The sequence below is a fragment of the Mesorhizobium sp. B2-4-6 genome, from assembly GCF_006442775.1.
Taxonomy (GTDB): domain Bacteria; phylum Pseudomonadota; class Alphaproteobacteria; order Rhizobiales; family Rhizobiaceae; genus Mesorhizobium.
Genome location: NZ_VFVI01000006.1, coordinates 155,861 through 174,892, shown reverse-complemented (window position 1 = coordinate 174,892; position 19,032 = coordinate 155,861). Strand labels below are relative to the sequence as shown.

General features: G+C 63.2%; 17 protein-coding genes and 2 pseudogenes. 15 read left to right on the top strand and 4 right to left on the bottom strand.

Annotation, left to right across the window (positions count from 1 at the left end):
- The first annotated feature begins 1 nt into the window (after position 1).
- The 8 genes from trbE to FJ957_RS17525 all read left to right on the top strand — a co-directional run bounded on the left by trbE (position 2) and on the right by FJ957_RS17525 (position 8,312).
- Entirely contained in the window at positions 2 to 2,470 is a 2,469-nt protein-coding gene (trbE, locus tag FJ957_RS17560) for a conjugal transfer protein TrbE (RefSeq protein WP_140833412.1), read from the top strand.
- Complete coding sequence (gene trbJ, locus FJ957_RS17555) at positions 2,467 to 3,222, top strand: P-type conjugative transfer protein TrbJ (RefSeq protein WP_140833410.1); 756 nt, start codon at positions 2,467 to 2,469, stop codon at positions 3,220 to 3,222. The genes trbE and trbJ overlap by 4 nt, the downstream gene beginning before the upstream one ends.
- Positions 3,223 to 3,230: 8 nt before the next feature.
- Entirely contained in the window at positions 3,231 to 3,632 is a 402-nt protein-coding gene (trbK-alt, locus tag FJ957_RS17550; RefSeq protein ID WP_140833408.1) for a putative entry exclusion protein TrbK-alt, read from the top strand.
- 2 nt (positions 3,633 to 3,634) lie between these two features.
- Positions 3,635 to 4,996, top strand: a complete 1,362-nt coding sequence (gene trbL / locus FJ957_RS17545; protein ID WP_140833406.1) for a P-type conjugative transfer protein TrbL — start codon at positions 3,635 to 3,637, stop codon at positions 4,994 to 4,996.
- 2 nt (positions 4,997 to 4,998) lie between these two features.
- A complete protein-coding gene (gene trbF, locus FJ957_RS17540; protein WP_140833404.1) occupies positions 4,999 to 5,682 on the top strand; it encodes a conjugal transfer protein TrbF in 684 nt (227 codons plus the stop codon).
- A 56-nt stretch (positions 5,683 to 5,738) separates the two neighbouring features.
- Positions 5,739 to 6,818: a P-type conjugative transfer protein TrbG gene (trbG, locus tag FJ957_RS17535; RefSeq protein WP_246685878.1), complete on the top strand. Its 1,080-nt coding sequence runs from the start codon at positions 5,739 to 5,741 to the stop codon at positions 6,816 to 6,818.
- Between the two features lie 119 nt (positions 6,819 to 6,937).
- Positions 6,938 to 8,086: a TrbI/VirB10 family protein gene (locus FJ957_RS17530; RefSeq protein WP_246685877.1), complete on the top strand. Its 1,149-nt coding sequence runs from the start codon at positions 6,938 to 6,940 to the stop codon at positions 8,084 to 8,086.
- A gap of 1 nt (position 8,087) precedes the next feature.
- Positions 8,088 to 8,312 carry a DUF2274 domain-containing protein gene (locus tag FJ957_RS17525; protein ID WP_140833401.1) on the top strand — a complete coding sequence of 75 codons (225 nt, stop codon included), beginning with the start codon at positions 8,088 to 8,090 and terminating at the stop codon, positions 8,310 to 8,312.
- Positions 8,313 to 8,357: 45 nt separating this feature from the next.
- On the opposite strand, the gene FJ957_RS17520 is transcribed toward FJ957_RS17525, so the two are convergent.
- Together FJ957_RS17520 and FJ957_RS17515 are read right to left on the bottom strand one after the other, a co-directional pair.
- Positions 8,358 to 9,293 carry a LysR family transcriptional regulator gene (locus FJ957_RS17520; RefSeq protein ID WP_140833399.1) on the bottom strand — a complete coding sequence of 312 codons (936 nt, stop codon included), beginning with the start codon at positions 9,291 to 9,293 and terminating at the stop codon, positions 8,358 to 8,360.
- Positions 9,294 to 9,350: 57 nt separating this feature from the next.
- Positions 9,351 to 10,325: a class I SAM-dependent methyltransferase gene (locus FJ957_RS17515; RefSeq protein ID WP_140833397.1), complete on the bottom strand. Its 975-nt coding sequence runs from the start codon at positions 10,323 to 10,325 to the stop codon at positions 9,351 to 9,353.
- 364 nt (positions 10,326 to 10,689) lie between these two features.
- Between FJ957_RS17515 and FJ957_RS17510 the strand changes: the two genes are divergently transcribed.
- The 5 genes and pseudogenes from FJ957_RS17510 to FJ957_RS17495 all read left to right on the top strand — a co-directional run bounded on the left by FJ957_RS17510 (position 10,690) and on the right by FJ957_RS17495 (position 14,774).
- Positions 10,690 to 11,481, top strand: a complete 792-nt coding sequence (locus FJ957_RS17510; protein WP_246685866.1) for an AraC family transcriptional regulator — start codon at positions 10,690 to 10,692, stop codon at positions 11,479 to 11,481.
- Between the two features lie 106 nt (positions 11,482 to 11,587).
- Positions 11,588 to 13,033 (top strand): hypothetical protein, encoded by a 1,446-nt coding sequence (locus tag FJ957_RS17505; RefSeq protein ID WP_140833391.1) that lies wholly within the window; start codon positions 11,588 to 11,590, stop codon positions 13,031 to 13,033.
- A gap of 159 nt (positions 13,034 to 13,192) precedes the next feature.
- Positions 13,193 to 13,837, top strand: a pseudogene (locus FJ957_RS17500) (DUF1403 family protein); the annotation flags it as partial.
- Entirely contained in the window at positions 13,794 to 14,096 is a 303-nt protein-coding gene (locus FJ957_RS32285) for a DUF1403 family protein (protein WP_348642561.1), read from the top strand. The pseudogene FJ957_RS17500 and the gene FJ957_RS32285, both read left to right, overlap by 44 nt.
- Positions 14,097 to 14,098: 2 nt before the next feature.
- A pseudogene (locus FJ957_RS17495) lies at positions 14,099 to 14,774 on the top strand (SMC-Scp complex subunit ScpB).
- 193 nt (positions 14,775 to 14,967) lie between these two features.
- On the opposite strand, the gene FJ957_RS17490 reads toward FJ957_RS17495, so the two are convergent.
- On the bottom strand, positions 14,968 to 15,531 hold the full coding sequence (locus FJ957_RS17490) for a hypothetical protein (protein ID WP_140833389.1): 564 nt from the start codon (positions 15,529 to 15,531) through the stop codon (positions 14,968 to 14,970).
- A gap of 40 nt (positions 15,532 to 15,571) precedes the next feature.
- Positions 15,572 to 16,114 (bottom strand): hypothetical protein, encoded by a 543-nt coding sequence (locus tag FJ957_RS17485; RefSeq protein ID WP_140833387.1) that lies wholly within the window; start codon positions 16,112 to 16,114, stop codon positions 15,572 to 15,574.
- Between the two features lie 174 nt (positions 16,115 to 16,288).
- On the opposite strand from FJ957_RS17485, the gene FJ957_RS17480 reads away from it, so the two are divergent.
- Positions 16,289 to 18,214 carry an APC family permease gene (locus tag FJ957_RS17480; RefSeq protein ID WP_140833385.1) on the top strand — a complete coding sequence of 642 codons (1,926 nt, stop codon included), beginning with the start codon at positions 16,289 to 16,291 and terminating at the stop codon, positions 18,212 to 18,214.
- Positions 18,215 to 18,368: 154 nt separating this feature from the next.
- Positions 18,369 to 18,929, top strand: coding sequence for a sigma-70 family RNA polymerase sigma factor (locus tag FJ957_RS17475; RefSeq protein WP_140833383.1), 561 nt, complete (start codon positions 18,369 to 18,371; stop codon positions 18,927 to 18,929).
- Positions 18,930 to 19,032: the final 103 nt, after the last annotated feature.

Below are 19,032 nucleotides of genomic sequence, written 5' to 3'. Positions count from 1 at the left end.
GATGATGAACCTTGCGGAATATCAGAATCGCAGCAGCCGCCTTGCCGACTTCCTGCCTTGGGCGGCCCTGGTCGGAGCCGGCATCGTCCTCAACAAGGATGGCAGCTTCCAGCGGACTGCAGGGTTTCGCGGTCCCGACCTTGACAGCGCCGTTCCCGCCGAACTGGTCGCTGTCGTCGGCCGGATCAACAATGCCCTGCGCCGCCTCGGTTCCGGCTGGGCGGTCTTCGCCGAGGCGCAACGTCATCCCTCGACCCGCTATCCCGACAGCCGTTTTCCGGACACGGCCTCCGCGCTGGTCGACGCCGAGCGCAAGGCCGACTTCGAGGAGATCGGCGCGCATTTCGAATCGAGCTATTTCCTGACCTTTACCTACCTCGCGCCTGCCGAAGACACCGCGCGCGCGGAGAACTGGCTTTACGAAGGACGGCAGAAAAAAGGTCTTGATCCCAAGGAGGCGCTGACCGGGTTCGCGGACCGAAGCGATCGCGTTCTTCGCCTTGTCGAGGCCTTCATGCCGGAATGCCGCTGGCTCGAGGACGCCGAGACGCTGACCTATTTGCATGGCTGCGTCTCAACCAATCGCCATCGCGTTCGCGTTCCCGAAACGCCGATGTATCTCGACGCGGTCCTCGCCGATCAGCCGCTGACCGGCGGCCTCGAGCCGCGGCTCGGCAGATCGCACCTGCGTGTCCTGACAGTGACCGGGTTTCCGACGGCGACCACGCCGGGTCTGCTCGACGAGCTCAACCGACTGGCCTTCCCATACCGCTGGTCGGCGCGCGCCATCCTGCTCGACAAGACAGATGCGACCAGGCTGCTCACCAAAATCCGCCGTCAGTGGTTCGCCAAGCGAAAATCAATCGCCGCGATCCTGAAGGAGGTGATGACCAACGAGGCATCCGTCCTTGTCGACTCCGATGCCGCCAACAAGGCCGCCGACGCCGACCTGGCGCTGCAGGAGCTCGGCGCCGACTATGCGGGCATGGCCTACGTCACCGCGACGGTGACGGTGTGGGACGATGATCCCGGCGTCGCCGACGAGAAGCTGCGGCTTGTCGAAAAGGTCATTCAGGGTCGCGACTTCACCGCGATCGTCGAAACCATCAATGCCGTCGACGCCTGGCTTGGCAGCCTGCCGGGTCATGTCTACGCCAACGTCCGGCAACCACCGATCTCCACCCTCAATCTCGCCCACATCATTCCCCTGTCCGCGGTGTGGGCGGGGCCGGAACGGGACGAGCATCTGGCAGCGCCTCCCCTGCTCTTCGGCAAGACCGAAGGCTCGACCCCGTTCCGGCTTTCGCTTCACGTCGGCGACGTCGGCCATACGCTGGTCGTCGGCCCGACCGGCGCCGGAAAGTCCGTGCTCCTGGCGCTGATGGCGCTGCAGTTCCGCCGCTACCCGTGCGCGCAGGTGTTCGCCTTCGATTTCGGCGGCTCGATCCGCGCGGCCGCGCTCGCCATGGGCGGGGACTGGCACGATCTCGGCGGCGATCTCAGCGACCAAGCCACCGAAAGTGTCAGCCTGCAGCCTTTCGCTCGCATCCACCACATTCCGGAGCGCGCCTGGGCGGCCGACTGGATCGTGGCGCTGCTGACCCGCGAGGCCGTGGCGATCACACCTGAGGTCAAGGAGCATGTCTGGACGGCACTGACCTCGCTCGCCTCCGCGCCAGTCGGGGAGCGTACCATCACCGGCCTGGCTGTGCTGCTGCAATCGAACGATCTGAAGCAGGCGCTTCGCCCTTATTGTGTCGGCGGTCCCTACGGCCGGTTGCTCGATGCGGAACGCGAGCGCCTCGGCTCGGCCTCGGTGCAGGCATTCGAGACCGAGGGGCTGATCGGAACGGGCGCCGCGCCCGCGGTCCTTTCCTATCTGTTCCACCGCATCGAGGACCGGCTTGACGGCTCGCCAGCCCTGCTCATCATCGATGAAGGCTGGCTTGCGCTGGACGACGAGGGTTTTGCCGGCCAGCTGCGCGAATGGCTGAAGACACTGCGTAAAAAGAACGCCAGCGTCATCTTCGCCACTCAGTCGCTCAGCGATATCGACGGCTCGGCGATCGCGCCTGCGATCATCGAGAGCTGTCAGACCAGGATTCTTCTGCCGAATGAGCGAGCCATCGAGCCGCAGATCACGGCGATATACCGCCGCTTCGGGCTCAACGACCGGCAGATCGAGATCATCGCGCGCGCGACCCCAAAGCGCGACTACTATTGTCAGTCCCGCCGCGGCAACAGGCTGTTCGAGCTCGGACTGTCGGATGTGGCTCTTGCGCTCTGCGCGGCATCCGCAAGGACCGACCAGGCCGCGATCGCGAGAATAATCGCCGAACATGGCCGCGACGGCTTCCTGGCGGCCTGGCTCGGCCACCGCGGCCTCGGCTGGGCGGCCGAGCTCGTGCCCGGCCTCACCAGCTCCGCTTCCAAAACCCCCGCTTTCACCAGCAAGGAGAAGTCCTCATGAAAACGCGTTGTCCCGTCGCCATTCGGTTCGCCGCGCTCGCTCTCGCTCCCGTCAGTCTCGCGCCCATGCTGGCGAACCCGGCGAATGCCTTCATCGTCTTCGATCCCTCGAACTATTCACAAAACGTGCTGACGGCTGCGCGCTCGCTCCAGCAGATCACCAATCAGATCACCTCGCTTCAGAACCAGGCGCAGATGCTGATCAATCAGGCTCGCAATCTCGCGAGCCTGCCATTCTCCTCGCTGCAGGAGCTTCAGCAGTCGGTGCAGCGCACCCAGCAACTGCTCGGCCAGGCGCAGAACATTGCTTATGACGTCCAGCAGATCGATCAGGCCTTCCAGCAGAAATACGGCGCCGTCCCGCTGTCGGCGTCGGATCAGCAACTCGTCACCGACGCGCGCTCGCGTTGGCGAAACACAGTCGGTGGCCTTCAGGACGCCATGCGCGTGCAGGCCGGCGTCGTCGGCAATATCGACGCCAATCGCTCCGAGATGTCGGCACTGGTCGGTCAGAGCCAGGGCGCCACCGGCGCGCTCCAGGCAACCCAGGCCGGCAACCAGCTCCTCGCCCTGCAGGCGCAGCAGCTCGCTGATCTCACCGCTGTGGTCGCCGCCAACGGCCGGGCGCAGGCCTTGCAATCGGCCGAGCAGGCCACGGCCGCCGACCAGGGCAGGGAACAGCGCCGCCGTTTTCTGACGCAGGGCCCGGGTTACCAGCCCGGCAATGCGCAGATGTTTTATGGCAAGAACTGAGGCGCGCGATGGACAGCAGGATGTTCGCCCGCCTAGCTGCAGTCATCTTCGTTGCGGCAGCGCTTGCGGCGGCTTTGATTGCCATGAAGAGCGCTCACCAGCACTCCGAACCGCTCGCGCTTCGCGACCATTCCATAGCGCCAGGAGACCCGCTTGCGGCCGAGTTGCTGCGCTGCTCGCAGATCGGCGAGGCCGGCCCCCGCGATCCTGGCTGTCTGAGGGCCTGGGCGGAGACCCGGCGCCGGTTTCTGCGCCAGCGGGCACCGGCGGCAACGCCTGCTCCCGCTCGGCCGGCAACGCTCTTCCCGAACGTGCCGGCACCGGAAGATCCGGACGGGAAGGGAGGGAACGATAAGGGGATAAACGCCCCATTCACGCTGCGCGCGCCCTCCGGCTTGGAGGTCCGCTGACGATGGGCGGCACCGGGGTCATCGACCATTTCCTCGAGGTCTTCACGCGTTACATCGACGGCGGCTTTGGGCTGCTTGGGGGCGAGGTCGGTTTCATCGCCACCACCCTGATCGTCATCGACGTTACGCTGGCGGCGCTCTTCTGGTCGTGGGGCGCCGACGACGACATTCTGGCGCGCCTGGTCAAGAAGACGCTGTTCGTCGGCGTCTTCGCCTACCTCATCTCCAACTGGAACAATCTCGCCCGCATCGTTTTCGAAAGCTTTGCGGGGCTTGGCCTGAAGGCATCGGGCACAGGTTTCGCCGTGGACGATCTGATGCGCCCGGGCAAGGTGGCGCAGACCGGGCTCGATGCCGGCCGGCCGCTGCTCGACTCGATCTCGAACCTGATGGGTTATTGGTCCTTCTTCGAGAACTTCATCCAGATCGCCTGCATGTTCTTCGCCTGGGCGCTGGTGCTGCTTGCCTTCTTCATCCTCGCGGTTCAGCTCTTCGTCACGCTGATCGAGTTCAAGCTGACGACGCTTGCCGGCTTTGTGCTGATCCCGTTCGGTCTGTTCGGCAAATCCGCCTTCATGGCCGAGCGCGTGCTCGGCAACGTCATCTCCTCCGGCATCAAGGTTCTGGTGCTGGCCGTCGTCATCGGCATCGGCTCGACGCTGTTTTCGGAATTCACTTCGGGGTTCGGCGCAGGCACCCCGTCGATCGACGACGCCATGGCGATTGTGCTCGCGGCGCTGTCGCTGCTTGGCCTTGGCATATTCGGGCCGGGCATTGCCAACGGCCTTGTCTCCGGCGGCCCGCAACTCGGTGCGGGCGCGGCAGTCGGCGCAGGTCTCGCCGCCGGCGGGGTGGTCGCGGCAGGAACGGCGGCCGCAGGCGCCGTCGCAGCGGGCGGCGCGGCGTTCTCCAGCGCTGCTGGTGCGGCGGCCCGTGGTGGCGCCGCGGCCGTGGGCGGTGCATCCACAGCCTACCAGCTCGGCGCCGCCGGTCGATCCGACTTCTCAGCCATAGCGTCGGGGTTGGGTGGCGTCGCCGCCGCTGGCGCCCAGGCTGCCGTCTCGCCCCTGAAGCGCGGGGCCAATCAAGCCTCTGGCGGGATAAAGCAGAGTCACCACGCCGGCGCCCGCGCCGCCTTCGAGATGACCGGCGGATCATCCAGCGCTGGAACGATCGGCGGGAACGCTGCGCCGAGCGGCTCCACCGGCGTCGCGCCGCGCGTCCCCGAAAGCCAGCCCGCCTGGGCGAAGCGCATGAAGCGATCGCAACAGATGACTCATGGCGTCCAGGCAGCCGCTCACGCCGTTCGCAGTGGCGACAGCCATGGCGGCGGCTCCTCGATCAACCTGTCTGAAAGCGACTGAGCATGTTCAAACGACCGTCCACGCACTACGGAAAATCCCCTCGACCGGAGACGCCATACCAGCGCGCCGCACAGATATGGGACGAGCGCATCGGTTCGGCCCGGGTGCAGGCCCGCAGCTGGCGCTACATGGCCTTCGGCTCCCTGGCCCTCGCCGCAGGTATGTCGGGTGCTCTCGTCTGGCAATCAGCCAGGGGCTCGATCGTGCCCTGGGTGGTGCAGGTCGACCGGCTCGGCCAGGCCCAGGCTGTGGGACCGGCCGCTGTCGACTATCAGCCGAGCGATCCGCAGATCGCTTTCTATCTCGCGCGTTTCATCGAACAGGTGAGGTCGATCCCGGCCGATCCTGTCATCCTGCGGCAGAACTGGCTGCGCGCCTATGATTTCACCACGCAGGGCGGCGCGCTGGCTCTGAACGACTATGCGCGCGCCAACGATCCCTTCACCAGGATCGGCAAGCAGCAGGTGGCCGTGGAAGTATCGTCGGTCATCCGCGCCTCTCCGGCGAGCTTCCGCATCGCCTGGATCGAGCGCCGCTACCAGGACGGCTCGCTTGCTTCCACCGAGCGCTGGTCCGCCATCGTCACCATCGTCGTCCAGCCCCCGCGCGACGCCGACACGCTGAGGAAGAACCCACTCGGCATCTACATCAACGCCATCAACTGGTCGAAGGAGCTTGGCCAATGACGCCCGCAACCCGCGAATCCGCCCCTGCCGTGCGCCCGCCGCTCCTGCGCCGCGCGATGCCGGCCTTGAGCAAGATAGCATTTCCGGCATTTCTGCTCGGCACTTCGGCGCTCGCGGGATGCGCCAGCCCGCATAAGCCCCCGGAGATTTCCTATGAGGATCCGGCCCCGGCCATGCAAGCCGTCGACCCACCCCGACCCGTCAAGGTGGTGGAGCTTGCGAAGCCTTTGCCGCTTCCCGGCCAGTTGAAGCCGATAGGCAAGAGCGCGAAGCCCAGTCCGGAGCCGAGCGATCCCGCCGCTCGCGTGAACCTTGCCAACCAGGCCGCACGTGTCCAGCCCGTCCGCGACGGCTTCATCAACGCGATGCAGGTCTATCCGTTTGTCGATGGCGCGCTCTATCAAGTCTATGCTTCTCCAGGGCAGATCACCGACATCGCGCTGCAGGCAGGGGAAGAGCTGGTCGGCTCCGGACCGGTCGCAGCCGGCGATACCGTACGCTGGATCATCGGGGATACGGAAAGCGGCTCGGGCGGGACCAAGCAAATCCACATCCTGGTGAAGCCTACGCGGGCCGACCTTCTCACCAATCTCGTCATCAACACCGACCGGCGCAGCTATCACATGGAGCTGCGCTCGACGCCCTCGACCTATATGGCCTCGGTCTCGTGGCAGTATCCGCAGGACCAGCTCGTGGCTCTCCACCGCCAGAACCAACAGGCTGAGGCGGCGCAGCCGGTGTCGACGGGCATCGATCTGTCGCGCGTCAATTTCCGCTACGAGGTGACCGGCGATCGTGCGCCATGGCGGCCGCTGCGCGCCTTCGACGATGGCAGGCAGGTGTTCATCGAGTTCCCCCGCGGTATCGGTCAGGGCGAGATGCCGCCGCTGTTCGTGGTGGGATCGCAAGGCGATACGTCCGAGCTGGTGAATTATCGCGTGCGCGGCAACTACATGATCGTCGATCGGCTGTTTGCCGCCGCCGAGCTGCGCCTCGGCGCCGGCAAGAACCAGACCCGGGTCCGTGTCTCTCGGACCGATGGGCAAAGCACCCGCGTGTTGTCATGGCTGCGAGGTCATGGCGCATCTTGGCGTCCGCCCAGCCTCCGCGGCGACAGTGGAGGGCCGGCATCTTGAGCAACGAATTCGATCTCGCCGGGGATCAAGCCCAGAGCATTCGGAACGAAACCCGCTCGAAACGTTCGGACGGAGAGAACGACTGGCCGGAGACGCCAGGCCGGGATGACGCGCGGCCATTGACGCACGAGCCAGCCGCGGCCATGCGGCTGCGCGCCGAGCCGCCGCGCGTGACGCGCCTGTCCCGCAAGGTGCTGGCCGGGTTGGGGTTGGGCGCCGGCCTGGCTGTCGGCGGGGCGCTGATCTACGCGCTTCAGAACCGGCAGCAGGACCAGGGCCAGAAGCTTTATTCCACAGACAATCGCCAGACCCCCGACGGGCTCTCTACCCTGCCAAAGGACTACGCGGGCGTTCCCAAGCTTGGTCCGCCGCTTCCCGGCGATCTCGGTCGTCCGATTCTCAACGCGCGAAATGCCGGCCCCGTTCCGTCACCGGAAGGCTTCGGTCCTGACCCGGAAGAGCAGCGACGGCAGCAGGAGCTGGAGGCCGCAAGAACTGCGCGCCTCTTTGCAGCCACCCAAACGCGGCCCGCGAGCGGCCCGGTTGTGGCCCAGACCTCCGACGCCAAGCCCGAGCCCGATCTCACCAGCCTTGGTCTCGCGCCCCAGCCCGCCACGCCTGCGGCGCAGGACCGGCAACGCGCCTTCCTCGATCAGCCGCCCGACAAGCGCACAGTCTCGCCAGGTCGGGTGGAATTGCCGGCGTCGAAAAACATCCTTCAGGCTGGTGCCGTGATCGCGGCCGCCCTCATTGCGGGCATCCGCTCCGACCTGCCGGGCCAGATCACCGCCCAGGTGACGGAGAATGTCTATGACAGCCCCACCGGACGGATACTCCTTGTCCCGCAAGGGACGCGGCTCATAGGCCAGTACGACAATGGTGTCAGCTTCGGCCAGCGACGCGTTCTGCTGGTCTGGACCAGGCTCATCTTTCCTGACGGCCGCTCAATCGTTCTGGAACGTGAACCGGGCGCCGACGCCGAAGGCTATGCTGGCCTGGAGGATGGCGTGGACTACCATTGGGGCGAACTGTTCAAGGCTGCCACGCTCTCCACGATCCTGAGCCTCGGCGCGCAGGCGGGCACATCGGGTGAGGAGAGCGACATCGTGCGCGCCCTGCGCCAGGGCGCATCCGACAGCATCAGCCAAACCGGCCAACAGATCGTGCAGCGGCAGCTCAACGTCGCGCCGACGCTCACCATTCGGCCGGGTTTCCCGGTGCGTGTCATCGTCACGCGCGATCTGGTTCTCGAACCGTACGGAGATTGAAATGGCGAAGCTCAGACTCGGGCCGATCGCCGACGACAAACCGGTCAAGGTCACGTTGGAACTCCCGGCCGCTCTGCATCGCGACCTCACCACTTATGCCGAGATCCTCGGTCGCGAGTCGGGGCAAGGGCCCCCCGAGCCGCCGCGCCTCATCGTTGCAATGCTGGAGCGGTTCATAGCCACCGATCGCGGTTTCGCCAGCGCAAGGCGGTCGGCGAGCAGGTGAGTGCCCCGCGCTCAGTCGCGGGTCATGGCATTGGCCGACTTTCGGCTAGCCTGAGCCGCGGGCTCTACGCTGCCCGATACCAAACTCGAGCGGTTTGGCCGACGCTATGTTCCGAGCCGTTCCCACGAGCCGCAGGAGCGCGCGCTTGGGGTTGGATTCCAGCCACATCGCCTGTATGGAGCAGCTGCTGTCGTGGTCCTCGATCGGTCTCCACACGACCGCGTCTATGGCGACTGTTCTGGCGAAGCCTTCGCCCGCCAGGGCAACGCCGAGCCCGAGCTGGACCTTGAGGATGATCGTCGCTTCGCTGGCTCGGCATAACTGAACAGCGGGCGCATAATTGGTAGCGAAATGCTTCAGCACATGCACCTCCAGCTGCGATGCGGCCGGAACCAGGAGACTTGCGCCTGCGAGATCTTGCCATCCTAGAGCGGGCCTGTCCGCGAGCGGATGGCCGCGGGGGAGGAGAACGAACAGGCGTTCCTGCGCGAAGGTTTCGCTTCGGCATGAAGCAGCGTTCTCAAGCCAATGCGTAAAGACGATGTCGAGGCGCCGGCGCCGTATTGCAGCCAGGCAATGCTCTTGTGCAACATCTTCGATGGCGACGCCCACATCCGGGTGCAGATGGTGGAACCGTTTGACGAGACGTGCAACGAATGCGCGCCCTAACTGGCAGCACATTCCTATCCTGATGGTCGTGGCGTCCTGATCGCTGCGGCTACCGCCGGCCAGTGCATCATTCAGGCCCTCGTAATGAACCCGCACGAGCTGCGTCCACGCGCGTCCCTCTTCCGTCAGCCGCACGCCATGCACGTCGCGATCGAACAGCTGCATGTCCAGCGCCTGCTCCATGGCGACGATATTGCGGCTGACGCAGGATTCCCGCACCCTGAGGGCTCTTGCCGCCTGCCTGAGGCTGCCATGGTCGACAGCTGCGAACACATGGTCCAGACGGCGCAAAGTGTTGCTGGCCTGTTTCAAGGCTGAGACGCCTCGTGGACGGGTCCTCGGAACAGCCGGCCCGGCAATGCGGAGAAGTCAAGCCGCTGAGCCGCCCTGCAGGCTGGTTTCGTAAACATATTCGTGTGGAATGGCGGGGTTGCCCATCTGCGAAACGTACCGGTTCAGGTTTTCCTCGCTGTTGCTTGCCGTAAGGCTGTAGAAATTTCCGCTGTTCCAGGTCAGCACGCAGTGGCTGAAATGTTGGTGTATGGCCTCAGCCATTGCCGCCAATGTCACCTCATTGCCGAACATGGTGTTCAAAACGGCGGCCTTTTTCTTCTCGATCTCGTCGGGAGGAAAATAGCGCGCTTTGAAGCCAAAGTCCTTCTGGTACTCACGGAGCCTGTAGTCCGTCTCCTCGGCCGCCCGGAACTTCTCGACGAAGACGAAGATCCCGTCTTGCTTCAGGTGCTGGCTCACGAACTCGATCTGTCCCGGCCTGTTCGGTGAGTACATTTGAAACGTGGTGTCCTCCAGGATCACGTCGAAGCCGATGCTGAAATCTGCCAGCCGCGGAGTGGAGGCGAGAACGTCCTTGGTCAGCCTATGAAAGGGGCCAATGAAGAAGTCGGCGTGCGCCGGCTCGCCATAGGCCATGAAACATTGGTAATTCTCGGGGTTCGGGCTGCACGACAAGGATCGTATCTGGCCCTCGGACAGTTCGGAGAGCGTCCTTGCCATCGTGCCTTCCGCCGTTCCTAGGGTGTACAGAGAGAGCGGTCGGTTGCGGTTGCGAGCGTATTTCATGACCGCACAGGCCATCCGGCACTCTTCCTCCAATCTGTAAGGAATGCTGCCGTGATAGTGCCGGTCGAAAAAGCCTTGGCGCGCCGCGTGCAGGCTGACCAGGTTGCGCAGAAGTTCGTCTTGCGGCAGCAGGCGATTGTCTGCGACTGGTTTGCGCAGAGGAACCCCATTCTTGCCTGCAGCTGTCGCGGCAAAGAAGCCGGAAAGTTCATTGATGCGTGGGGCGTGGTCGCATTCAGCCAGAAAGTCGTCGAGTCCACGCATCGCAGTATGCCTCTACACCTTATCGACCCGGTGAGATGCCAATGCGCGGTACCGACAGATTTTAAGAATAGTCTAATATTCGGCCGGATTGGCATTGACTGAGGCAAGTCGTAGGGAGGCTGGCTACTGGCGGCTTTCCATTGGTTGCGATTTTTTCGATAAAGTCACATCTTCTACCAACCCTGAGTTATCTGTGATTTGTCTGGCAATCGAAGGTTAGGCAGAACAGCAGAACTGGCGAGACGGAAGTACGGGAACCGCTTTGAGTCGTGTGTGGCTTGGCTTTGATCCAAAGGAAATGCGGCCTTCGCAGCACCGCACGCTTGCTCATCAGTGTGGAAGCTGGGGACAGGTGCGGGTGGACATGGTCAAGAGGACCGGCCTCAAGCGCCAGGAGACAAAGATCTTTTGCCCGGGACACGTTTTCCTGTTGAATTTGCACGGCACGGCGCGCAACGGCGAGAACTTTGTCAACGGACGCCGCATCTCCTTTTCGCCGCGCCATCCCGGCTCGGTCGTCTTTATGCCCGCGGGCAATGACTGGACCGGTTGGGACGAGGGCGACGAGACAGCATCCTTCCTGCTGGTCTCGATTGAACAGGAGTTCGCGCAAGAAATGTTCGGAGAAGCGGCGCGATACCGCCAGACGGCTTTGTCGCCTTCGATCGGATTTCGCGACGGTCTCGTCGAAATGGCGTTGCAGAGGATCGCGATCGAGCTCAAGCAACCTGATCCGATCAGCGCGGCGATGGTGGAGAGCCAGGCCAAGCAGCTGCTTGTGCAGATGGTCAGGTTGAATGGCGCCTATCAAGAACCCCTGAAAGGCGGTCTGTCTTCATTCGACCTCAAGCATACGATGGAGATGATGGGATCGCTGTCGGGCGAAAACCTGACGCTCGCCGCCTTGGCAAGGGAGCTTGGCGTCAGCCGGTTTCATTTCTGCAGGGCGTTCAAGCAGTCGACAGGCAAGACGCCGCATGCGTTCATCGCTCAACGACGCCTGGAGAAGTCGTCCGGCATGTTGCGATCGACCAACCTGTCGGCAACCGAGATCGCGCTTGAGTGCGGCTTCGGGAGCTCAAGCCACTTCACCAATGCATTCCGGCAAGCGTTCGGCGTTTCACCCATGGAATTCCGGCGCAGATGCAGGATCTAGCCCGACCATATCCGTTGGCAGCAAGGATTTGAAAATCGGAACGCAGCCGCAAAGCATGCTTTGGTGTCGGACGCTATGATGCGATCAGCATTGATGCGATGCTGCCATGGGCGAGGGCCTGTATTGGCAACTGGAGGAGAGGGCGGGTCGTGAGGTGGATAAAGTAACAGAAGAGGTGGATGCGAAATGGGCTGTCCTCGAGACGGTGGAGGCTCTCTATCCCTGGATGAGGCCGTTTCGCTCCCGGCCGGTACGCGACTACGCCTTTCGCCTGTTTGAGGCGCCAGCGTCGGGGTTCATCCCCGAGGTCCGAAGGAAGGCCCTCGACAAGTTGTTGGGCGTCATCAGGAAAGCGGCGCTGCGATGTGGGCTCAGCGCCGATGCTGCCGCGGACATCTGCCGTGACCTGGAACGGCGACGCGTGTTGCAGACAGGGCCACATCTGCTTCTGCTCGTCGAGCCGGAAGCCTATTACACGCACATCTTCAGCATACTCGGCCTCGGCGCGCACGGCTGCTCGACCTATGTGTCCTATGCAGTTTCAACGGTAAGTCTCGTTGAAAGATCGCGTAAAGGACCCGGTTGGCTCGCCGTTGACGGCAAGCCTGTCAACATCTTCGGCCTCAGCAGAAGCCAGTTGGTCGGTTACAATCTTTTGAGTGGACCCGGATCCTACCGATTTGAGCTGGTGCCTGTCGAGCCAGGCGCGCAAGCCGAAGCGGCGCAGCTGCGCGATCTCCTGCCGAGCATTGAATTTCAGCGGCCAGCGCATGCCATCAAGGCTGCTAATCAGGTGCTTTGGCCAAAGCTCTTCGGAAGCCGTTTCGCATTTCTGCAGATCGACGACGAGGACATTTCCGACCTGGTGGCGGATCATCTGTCAGACGCAGGTTCCTGGCTTCGGACGTGCCTGCTTGAAGAGCCGACGCTCGCTCCAAACATCCTCGCGCAACTCGACCGGCTGGCCGCCGGCCCCTGGAGTGGGTGGTTGACGCGGTCCACTGATTTCTTCTGGTTCTATCATAGTGGCAAGCGTCTCCCGCTGCGACTTGCTGCGGGAGATTTGATCGATCCTTCGAACGGTAGGAAGGTCGCCCGCTTCACGGCCTCTGACATCGTGCCGCGGTTGGCAGATCGTACCCTCATTCCAAATTTTCTGACGGCTATGTTGGTCGTCTCTATTCTGCCCAGGGTGCGGGTCCTCGGAGGCAGCCACCAGCCAGTCTTCTACCCATTGATGCGCCATGTGGTTCACAGGGCACTCGGGGCTGCGGGCATCGCTTCCGATCTTCGGCAAGCTCTCGCGACTGACGACGTTTCGGGCGCTTGGGGACACCGGGTAATTGAGTGCGCCGATGATCCCTGCAAGCGGTTTTTGACCAGTCCGACCGGCGGCGCCGACGTTGTTGTGGAGCGCCTTGGCGCTACTCCGCTCGCCGAGGCATGTGGCAGTTTGACAAGCTTCGTGACCGACCCATCGTGGCTTGATCTTCATAGACGATTGGGGCAGGGCATGATCACCGCTGCCGATGACGAATGGGCTCTTTCCTGACAGGCTGTGCGCTGTCGGAAGCTTGGGTCCGATGGCTTTCAGCCTTCCAGTTAAAGGATTGATATTGCAAGATTATCATTCGTCTTGTGCCGACGACGGGCTGTGCGTTTTAGCGCGAAATTGATGGCATAAAGCGCACCGGCATTTTACCTCGAAATCATGATTCGCCTTGACCCCGCGACCGCTAGTCACGTCGCGCCGCCGACCGTCCCGCCCTGGGCGCTCGCCGGCGGCGCGCTCCATGACGTCGACGCCGCCTTCCAGGCCGGCGCCGCCCTGGGCGCGCTCGACACGCTTGCCCGGGCGCAGCCTGCCTGGGCCGGCGCCTGGCGCCAGCGACTGGCGCTTCGCTGCGCTGCCGCCAGCATGCGACTTGCCGACCGTGCCGAGGATGAAGCCGCCTTGCGTGATGCCTGGTATCTTCGACCGGTTGGCGCGGATCCCGGTCCCGCCGGCACCGTCTTTGGCGCCTGGCGGCAACTGGCCGCGCAGCCGCCCGCCGCTACCCCCGACCGGCTTGAAAAGGTCTTCGACCAGCTCGGGATTCATTTGGATAATGTGGCGCTCGCCGACCTTTCCAAGGACATCGGAGATCCGTTGGAGGCGCCGCGGCCAGCGCCGTTCGCCGCCGCTGCGATCGCAGCTCGCGTCGTCGCCGTGCGCCCCGATGCGGAGCTGTTAGCCTGGTGGCTGGCCGATCTGGTGCTGGCGCAAACGCTGCGCTGGCCACGGCCGCTGCCACTCCTGATGGCGCAAGCCTTTGGTCCGGCGTTTCGCGGCGAGGCTGGCGGCAAGCGCATCCGGCCTGGCGAAAAAGGCTTTGAACGGGCGGTCTGCGCTGCTTTGGTTCAGGCGGTCGGCCGAGGCCTGCCGGCTGGCCGCCGAGCTGTCACGCCGGACCGAGAAACTCCTGGCGGTGGCGTCAAAGTTGCGCGCCAAGGGCGCTGGCGACGTGATCTTTTTGCTGCTCAACGAAGACGCCGTCTCCGGCTCGCTGACCACGAAAAACCTGTCGCGTTTCGCGACGCGCCGGCTGTTCGACCTCCGGCTGTTTGGGCTGTAGCGATGAGCCAAGCCTCCGTTCGCCGCAAGCCTAACGAGCAACCGGCACTGCTGGACACTGAGCTCGAGCACCTGCCGCCGGAACTGCGCTGGCGCGAGTGGATGGGCCGCGTCGAAGTGGTGATCTTTGCCGCCAGCGAACCGGTGCCGCGCGAGGTGCTGGCGCGTGGTAGGCAGAAGCTGCAATCTCGACTTGGTCATCGACGACATCCGCGCCGAGCTCTCCGGCCGCCCTTATGAGCTGGTGTCTGTCGCCGGCGGCTGGCAGCACCGCACGAAAAAAGCCTTTGGAGATGTTATCCGCAGTGCATTCGGCTCAGCCGGGCAGGAGGCGAAAGAATTATCGCAGGCGGAGGCGCTTGTCTTGATGTGCATCGCCTATTTCCAGCCGATCACCCGTGGCGAGCTGTCTTCCTTCTTCGGCAAGGAGGTGTCGCGCGACCTGATCGGCGTGCTGCGCGCGCAGCAGCTGATCGCCGCAGGGCCGCGCAGCCCGCAGCCGGGCGCGCCCTACACCTATGTAACGACCAAAACGTTTCTGTCGCAGTTCGGGCTCGACACGCTGCGCCAGCTGCCGGATTTCGAGGCGCTCGAGGACGCAGGGCTGCTGTCGAAAGAGAAGCTGCTGGCCGGCGATATTCCAGCCGGGTTGGCTAACGGGGAGGGCGAGAGGATATAGTTGAGGACCAAGCGTTTTGAGCGGGTCGCTGCGCCCTTAACGACAGGTGGTATCACGATCAGCACGACTGATCGTGTGGCAGCCGATGATCGGGGTCATGAACGGCGATGCTGTCGCCTTCGACAAGATTGGCGGAAAGATATTGATGCCCCGCCGGACGACGCAGCAACGGAATGCACGATCTGTGGTCTGGCTACAACGTATCTGCGTGCCGGTAGGCCACCACACGGTCCAGGAGTTCAGCAAAGCGGTTATTATCCTGGGCCATCTTCCAGAAATTCACGAAACGGCAGACCAGCTGAACATTGCCGATCGAATAGTGGCCGTAGCTGTCAATCCGGTCCGGAGAGACGAGCATATCGCTATCGCAATCGTCCTGCCCATGCAGATGCATCGTAAGACCGGTGATAGCGCATTTCCCCTTATGCTCCGCGCAGAGGCTGGCAAGATGAGCCTTCATCTCGGCCTCGGAACAATGGAGTTCCTTGTTCTTCAAGGTTTTGAAGACCTTCTGACCATTCGAATTCGCAACCGCGCCCGTGATCGAGAGCATGAGGTTTGCGAGAGTGAGCTCATGCAGCGACACGCTCGATCCGAGGGCCTTCCCTTTGTGCACGCCGAGGCGTCCTTCCCACTTTGGGCGCGAATGCCACGGAGTGAGGTCACCTTCGTCGATGAGGGACTGTACACAGGCCTTCATATCGGCATTGGCGACGCTGAACATCGCTGCCATTGAGGAGACATAGTCCTTCGCCACGGGATGGATCGTCTTCCATGATAACGGCTTCATCTTCTTGTTATGGCGGGACCCTTATGGGGTCGTGGCCGTCGTCGTCGCCGTGGCAGCGGCCTGCGCGCCGATCTTGCTCGCCAGCATGGCCTTCGCCGCAGCCGTCACGTCCGCGTCGACCGCCTTGTTGGCCATGCCGGCAAGGGCGGCGTCCAAAGATGCATCGGTGGGAGGCGGTGCGCTTCCAGATGCGGCCTGGGGCATCGGTGGCCGACTGGTTGTCGGCTGTGATTGCGGTGTTCTGGGCATCAATCTGCGCCTGAACGTGGGCGATCTGCGCATCGAGAGCCGCCTGCTGTTCGGGCGTGAAGCCAGTCGTGGCGATCGCGTTGAGGTCGGCGAGCTGCTGAGTGAGGCCGGTGAGCTTGCTCTGGTCGGCGGCCAGTTGGGCGTTTGCCGCGTCGAGCTTGGCCTGCGCGTTCTGGGCCGCGCCCAGAGGCGGAATCCAAGCGCAAGAAATTCCGCTTCGTTTCCAGGTTGTTGACTGCCGATCCGTTGCAACAAAGCCAAAAAAATACAACGAAATATTTCTGAGGATCGCTTCGGTCACGAGTCATTTTGCGCGTGAAGGCGGCTTGGACTATTTCGGTCGCGAGGGAATCGTTGAGGCGAGCCGATACTCGGTTTCTCCACCGAAGTGCCAAGCGCCTCCAGTCGCGCGCTCGGTCGTCGAGGAACATTCTTCCCTCCGCACTCTTCGGGAGACGTTTCTCGGGATCGTGACATGTCGATACTTGGATGGATTCTTGGCCGCCGGCTGGCCAATCAGGAATGGTCGCAGCGCAAGATCGGCGTTTTCGAAGGCGTGCCGGCCATGGGCCTCGATGGGCTGGGTTCCTCGGCCTATGGTCCGGAAGCGGCACTCACCATCCTGATCCCGCTCGGCGCGGCCGGCCTCGGCTATATCGGCCCGATCATGGGCGCCATAGTCGGCCTGCTCGCCGTCCTTTATCTTTCTTACCGCCAGACCATTGCGGCCTATCCCAGCAATGGCGGCGCCTACATCGTTTCGCGCGAAAACCTTGGCCGCAATGCCAGCCTGCTCGCCGCTTCTGCGCTGATGGTCGACTACGTGCTCAACGTTGCCGTCGGCATCTCCGCAGGCGTCGGCGCGCTGGTTTCGGCGCTACCCTCGCTGCACTCCTACACGCTGTGGCTTTGCCTTGGCATCCTGCTTCTGGTGACGATCGTCAACCTGCGCGGCACGCTGGATGCCGGGCGGCTGTTTGCGTTGCCCACCTATCTCTTTGTGGCGAGCTTTCTGGCGATCCTTGCGATAGGTGTCTGGAAGACGAGCCTATCGGGCGGTCAGCCGTCGCCGGCGATTCCGCCGCCGCCGCTACCCCAGCAGACCGGGAGCGTGAGCCTGCTGCTCTTGATGCACGCCTTCGCCAGCGGCTGCACGGCGATGACCGGTGTCGAGGCGGTCAGCAACGGCATGACCGCCTTCAAGGATCCGCCCGTCAGGCACGGCCGCCGCACATTGGCGGCGATCTGCCTGATCCTGGGGCTCTTGCTCGGCGGTATCGCCTTCCTGTCGGCACGCTATCGCATCGGCGCGATGGACCAGGAGAAGGACGGCTATCAAAGCGTTCTTTCGCAGCTTGCGCATGCCGTGGTTGGCGACGGTATTTTCTATTACGTCGCCATCGGCAGCCTGCTCTGCGTGCTGGCGCTTTCGGCCAACACCAGCTTCGTCGACTTTCCCCGCCTTTGCCGCATGGTGGCTGAAGACGGGTATCTTCCCAGGCCCTTCGCAATGGTCGGCCGCCGGCTGGTTTTCTCTGTCGGCATACTCTACCTCGGACTGACCACGGGGCTGCTGCTGGTGGTGTTTGGCGGCATCACCGACCATCTGATCCCGCTCTTCGCCATCGGCGCCTTTCTGACCTTCACGCTGTCGCAGACCGGCATGGTGCTGCATTGGGTGAGGGCGTTGCGGATGGAGAGGGGCCCGAAGCGCGCTGGCGATCGCATGCATCTGGCGATCAATGCGCTCGGCGGCGCCATCACCGCCGTGGCGCTCGCCGTGATCGTCATCGCCAAATTCAGGGAGGGAGCCTGGATAACGGTGATCGTTATTCCTCTGGTTATCCTGCTCCTGCGGCTGGTGCGGCGCTATTACGACCATCTTGAGGCCGGTTTGCGCGAGCCCGGAAAGCTCAATCTCGGCAACACTCAGCCGCCTGTCGTTCTCGTCGTGACTCAGCGATGGAACAGGATGGCGGACAAGGCGCTCTCCTTTGCCTTTCAGGTATCGAAAGATGTCATTGCCGTCCATGTGGCGCGTCTGTCGGGTGGAGAGAGCGAGGAAGAGCGCGCAATTCGTGGGAGGTGGTCGAAGGATGTGGAAGCGCCGGCGAAGGCGGCTGGCCTGCGCCCGCCCCGCCTCGTTCTCCTGAATGCCGACTACCGGCTGATGTACGAGCCATTGCTGAAGGAGATCGGGGTGCTGCGAGAGGAGTTCGATGGCCGCACCGTTGCGGTGCTGCTTCCCGAGGTCGTGCCGCCCAATTGGTGGCAGTACATCCTGCATACCCATCGCGCCCGCCGACTGCACGCCAAACTGCTCGAGTTCGGCGGATCGGACATCGCGATCATTTCCATGCCTTGGTATGTCGAGGAACCGAGGATCGAAGCGACCCATTGAAATGTTGCCGCTCCATCGATGGAGCCCCTTGGCCAAAAGTTTCGGCCGAACGATGGAAACAGGAACGTTCCTTTTTCTCAGGCATTTTCCCTAGTCTGCATCTCATCCACTCCTGTTTGCTGGGTCCGGAAAATTGTCATCTAGAGAGCATAATTTGTCGAACCCTGACGGCGGTGAGATCTCCGTCGTCGATCTTATTCCTGCCTTGCGGGCTTTTGCGCGAACGTTCTGTCGGGCGCCCGACGATGCCGACGATCTCGTGCAGGAGACACTGGCCAAGGGACTTGCCAACCTGGACAAGTTCGAGCCGGGCACGCGCCTGAAGTCCTGGCTCTTCACGATAATGCGCAACACGCATTACACGCGCATCAAAGCCGCGGCCAGGGAGGCTCCTGGGCTGCTTGACTGCGCCTCCAGCCGGCCGATTTCGGAGCCGTCGCAGGATTGGTCCGTCCAAAGCAAGGAAGTGCATCAAGCCATCCAGAAACTGCCGTCCCATCAGCGTGAGGTTCTGGTGCTGATCGGTGTGCTGGGCGTAAGCTACGAAGAAACTGCTGAGATATGCGGTTGCGCGGTCGGCACCGTCAAAAGCCGTCTCAATCGTGCTCGTGCCGGTGTTCTTGAGTTCCTCGGGGAAAGCTCGCCGCGGGCGCTGATCGAGCGACGACGTCAATTTTCGGACGACCATTGGGATACCGAAGCCGCAAGACGCTAGAGCAGCGCCGAGAGTATGAGCGGTTTTCCGTCCGGAATTGCGTAAAAACAAAGAGATAGGGCGTTTCGGCGTGAAACGGTGCAGCATCCTTGCCGGCGACGTC

What these genes read in the sequence shown, in the direction of transcription:
- FJ957_RS17510 (WP_246685866.1), top strand. Translation starts at nt 10,690, where the DNA reads ATGGTCAAGAGGACCGGCCTCAAGCGCCAGGAGACAAAGATCTTTTGC.
- trbE (WP_140833412.1), top strand. Translation starts at nt 2, where the DNA reads ATGATGAACCTTGCGGAATATCAGAATCGCAGCAGCCGCCTTGCCGAC.
- FJ957_RS17505 (WP_140833391.1), top strand. Translation starts at nt 11,588, where the DNA reads ATGGGCGAGGGCCTGTATTGGCAACTGGAGGAGAGGGCGGGTCGTGAG.
- FJ957_RS17515 (WP_140833397.1), bottom strand. Translation starts at nt 10,325, where the DNA reads ATGCGTGGACTCGACGACTTTCTGGCTGAATGCGACCACGCCCCACGC.
- trbL (WP_140833406.1), top strand. Translation starts at nt 3,635, where the DNA reads ATGGGCGGCACCGGGGTCATCGACCATTTCCTCGAGGTCTTCACGCGT.
- trbK-alt (WP_140833408.1), top strand. Translation starts at nt 3,231, where the DNA reads ATGGACAGCAGGATGTTCGCCCGCCTAGCTGCAGTCATCTTCGTTGCG.
- FJ957_RS17525 (WP_140833401.1), top strand. Translation starts at nt 8,088, where the DNA reads ATGGCGAAGCTCAGACTCGGGCCGATCGCCGACGACAAACCGGTCAAG.
- FJ957_RS17480 (WP_140833385.1), top strand. Translation starts at nt 16,289, where the DNA reads ATGTCGATACTTGGATGGATTCTTGGCCGCCGGCTGGCCAATCAGGAA.
- trbJ (WP_140833410.1), top strand. Translation starts at nt 2,467, where the DNA reads ATGAAAACGCGTTGTCCCGTCGCCATTCGGTTCGCCGCGCTCGCTCTC.
- trbF (WP_140833404.1), top strand. Translation starts at nt 4,999, where the DNA reads ATGTTCAAACGACCGTCCACGCACTACGGAAAATCCCCTCGACCGGAG.
- trbG (WP_246685878.1), top strand. Translation starts at nt 5,739, where the DNA reads ATGCCGGCCTTGAGCAAGATAGCATTTCCGGCATTTCTGCTCGGCACT.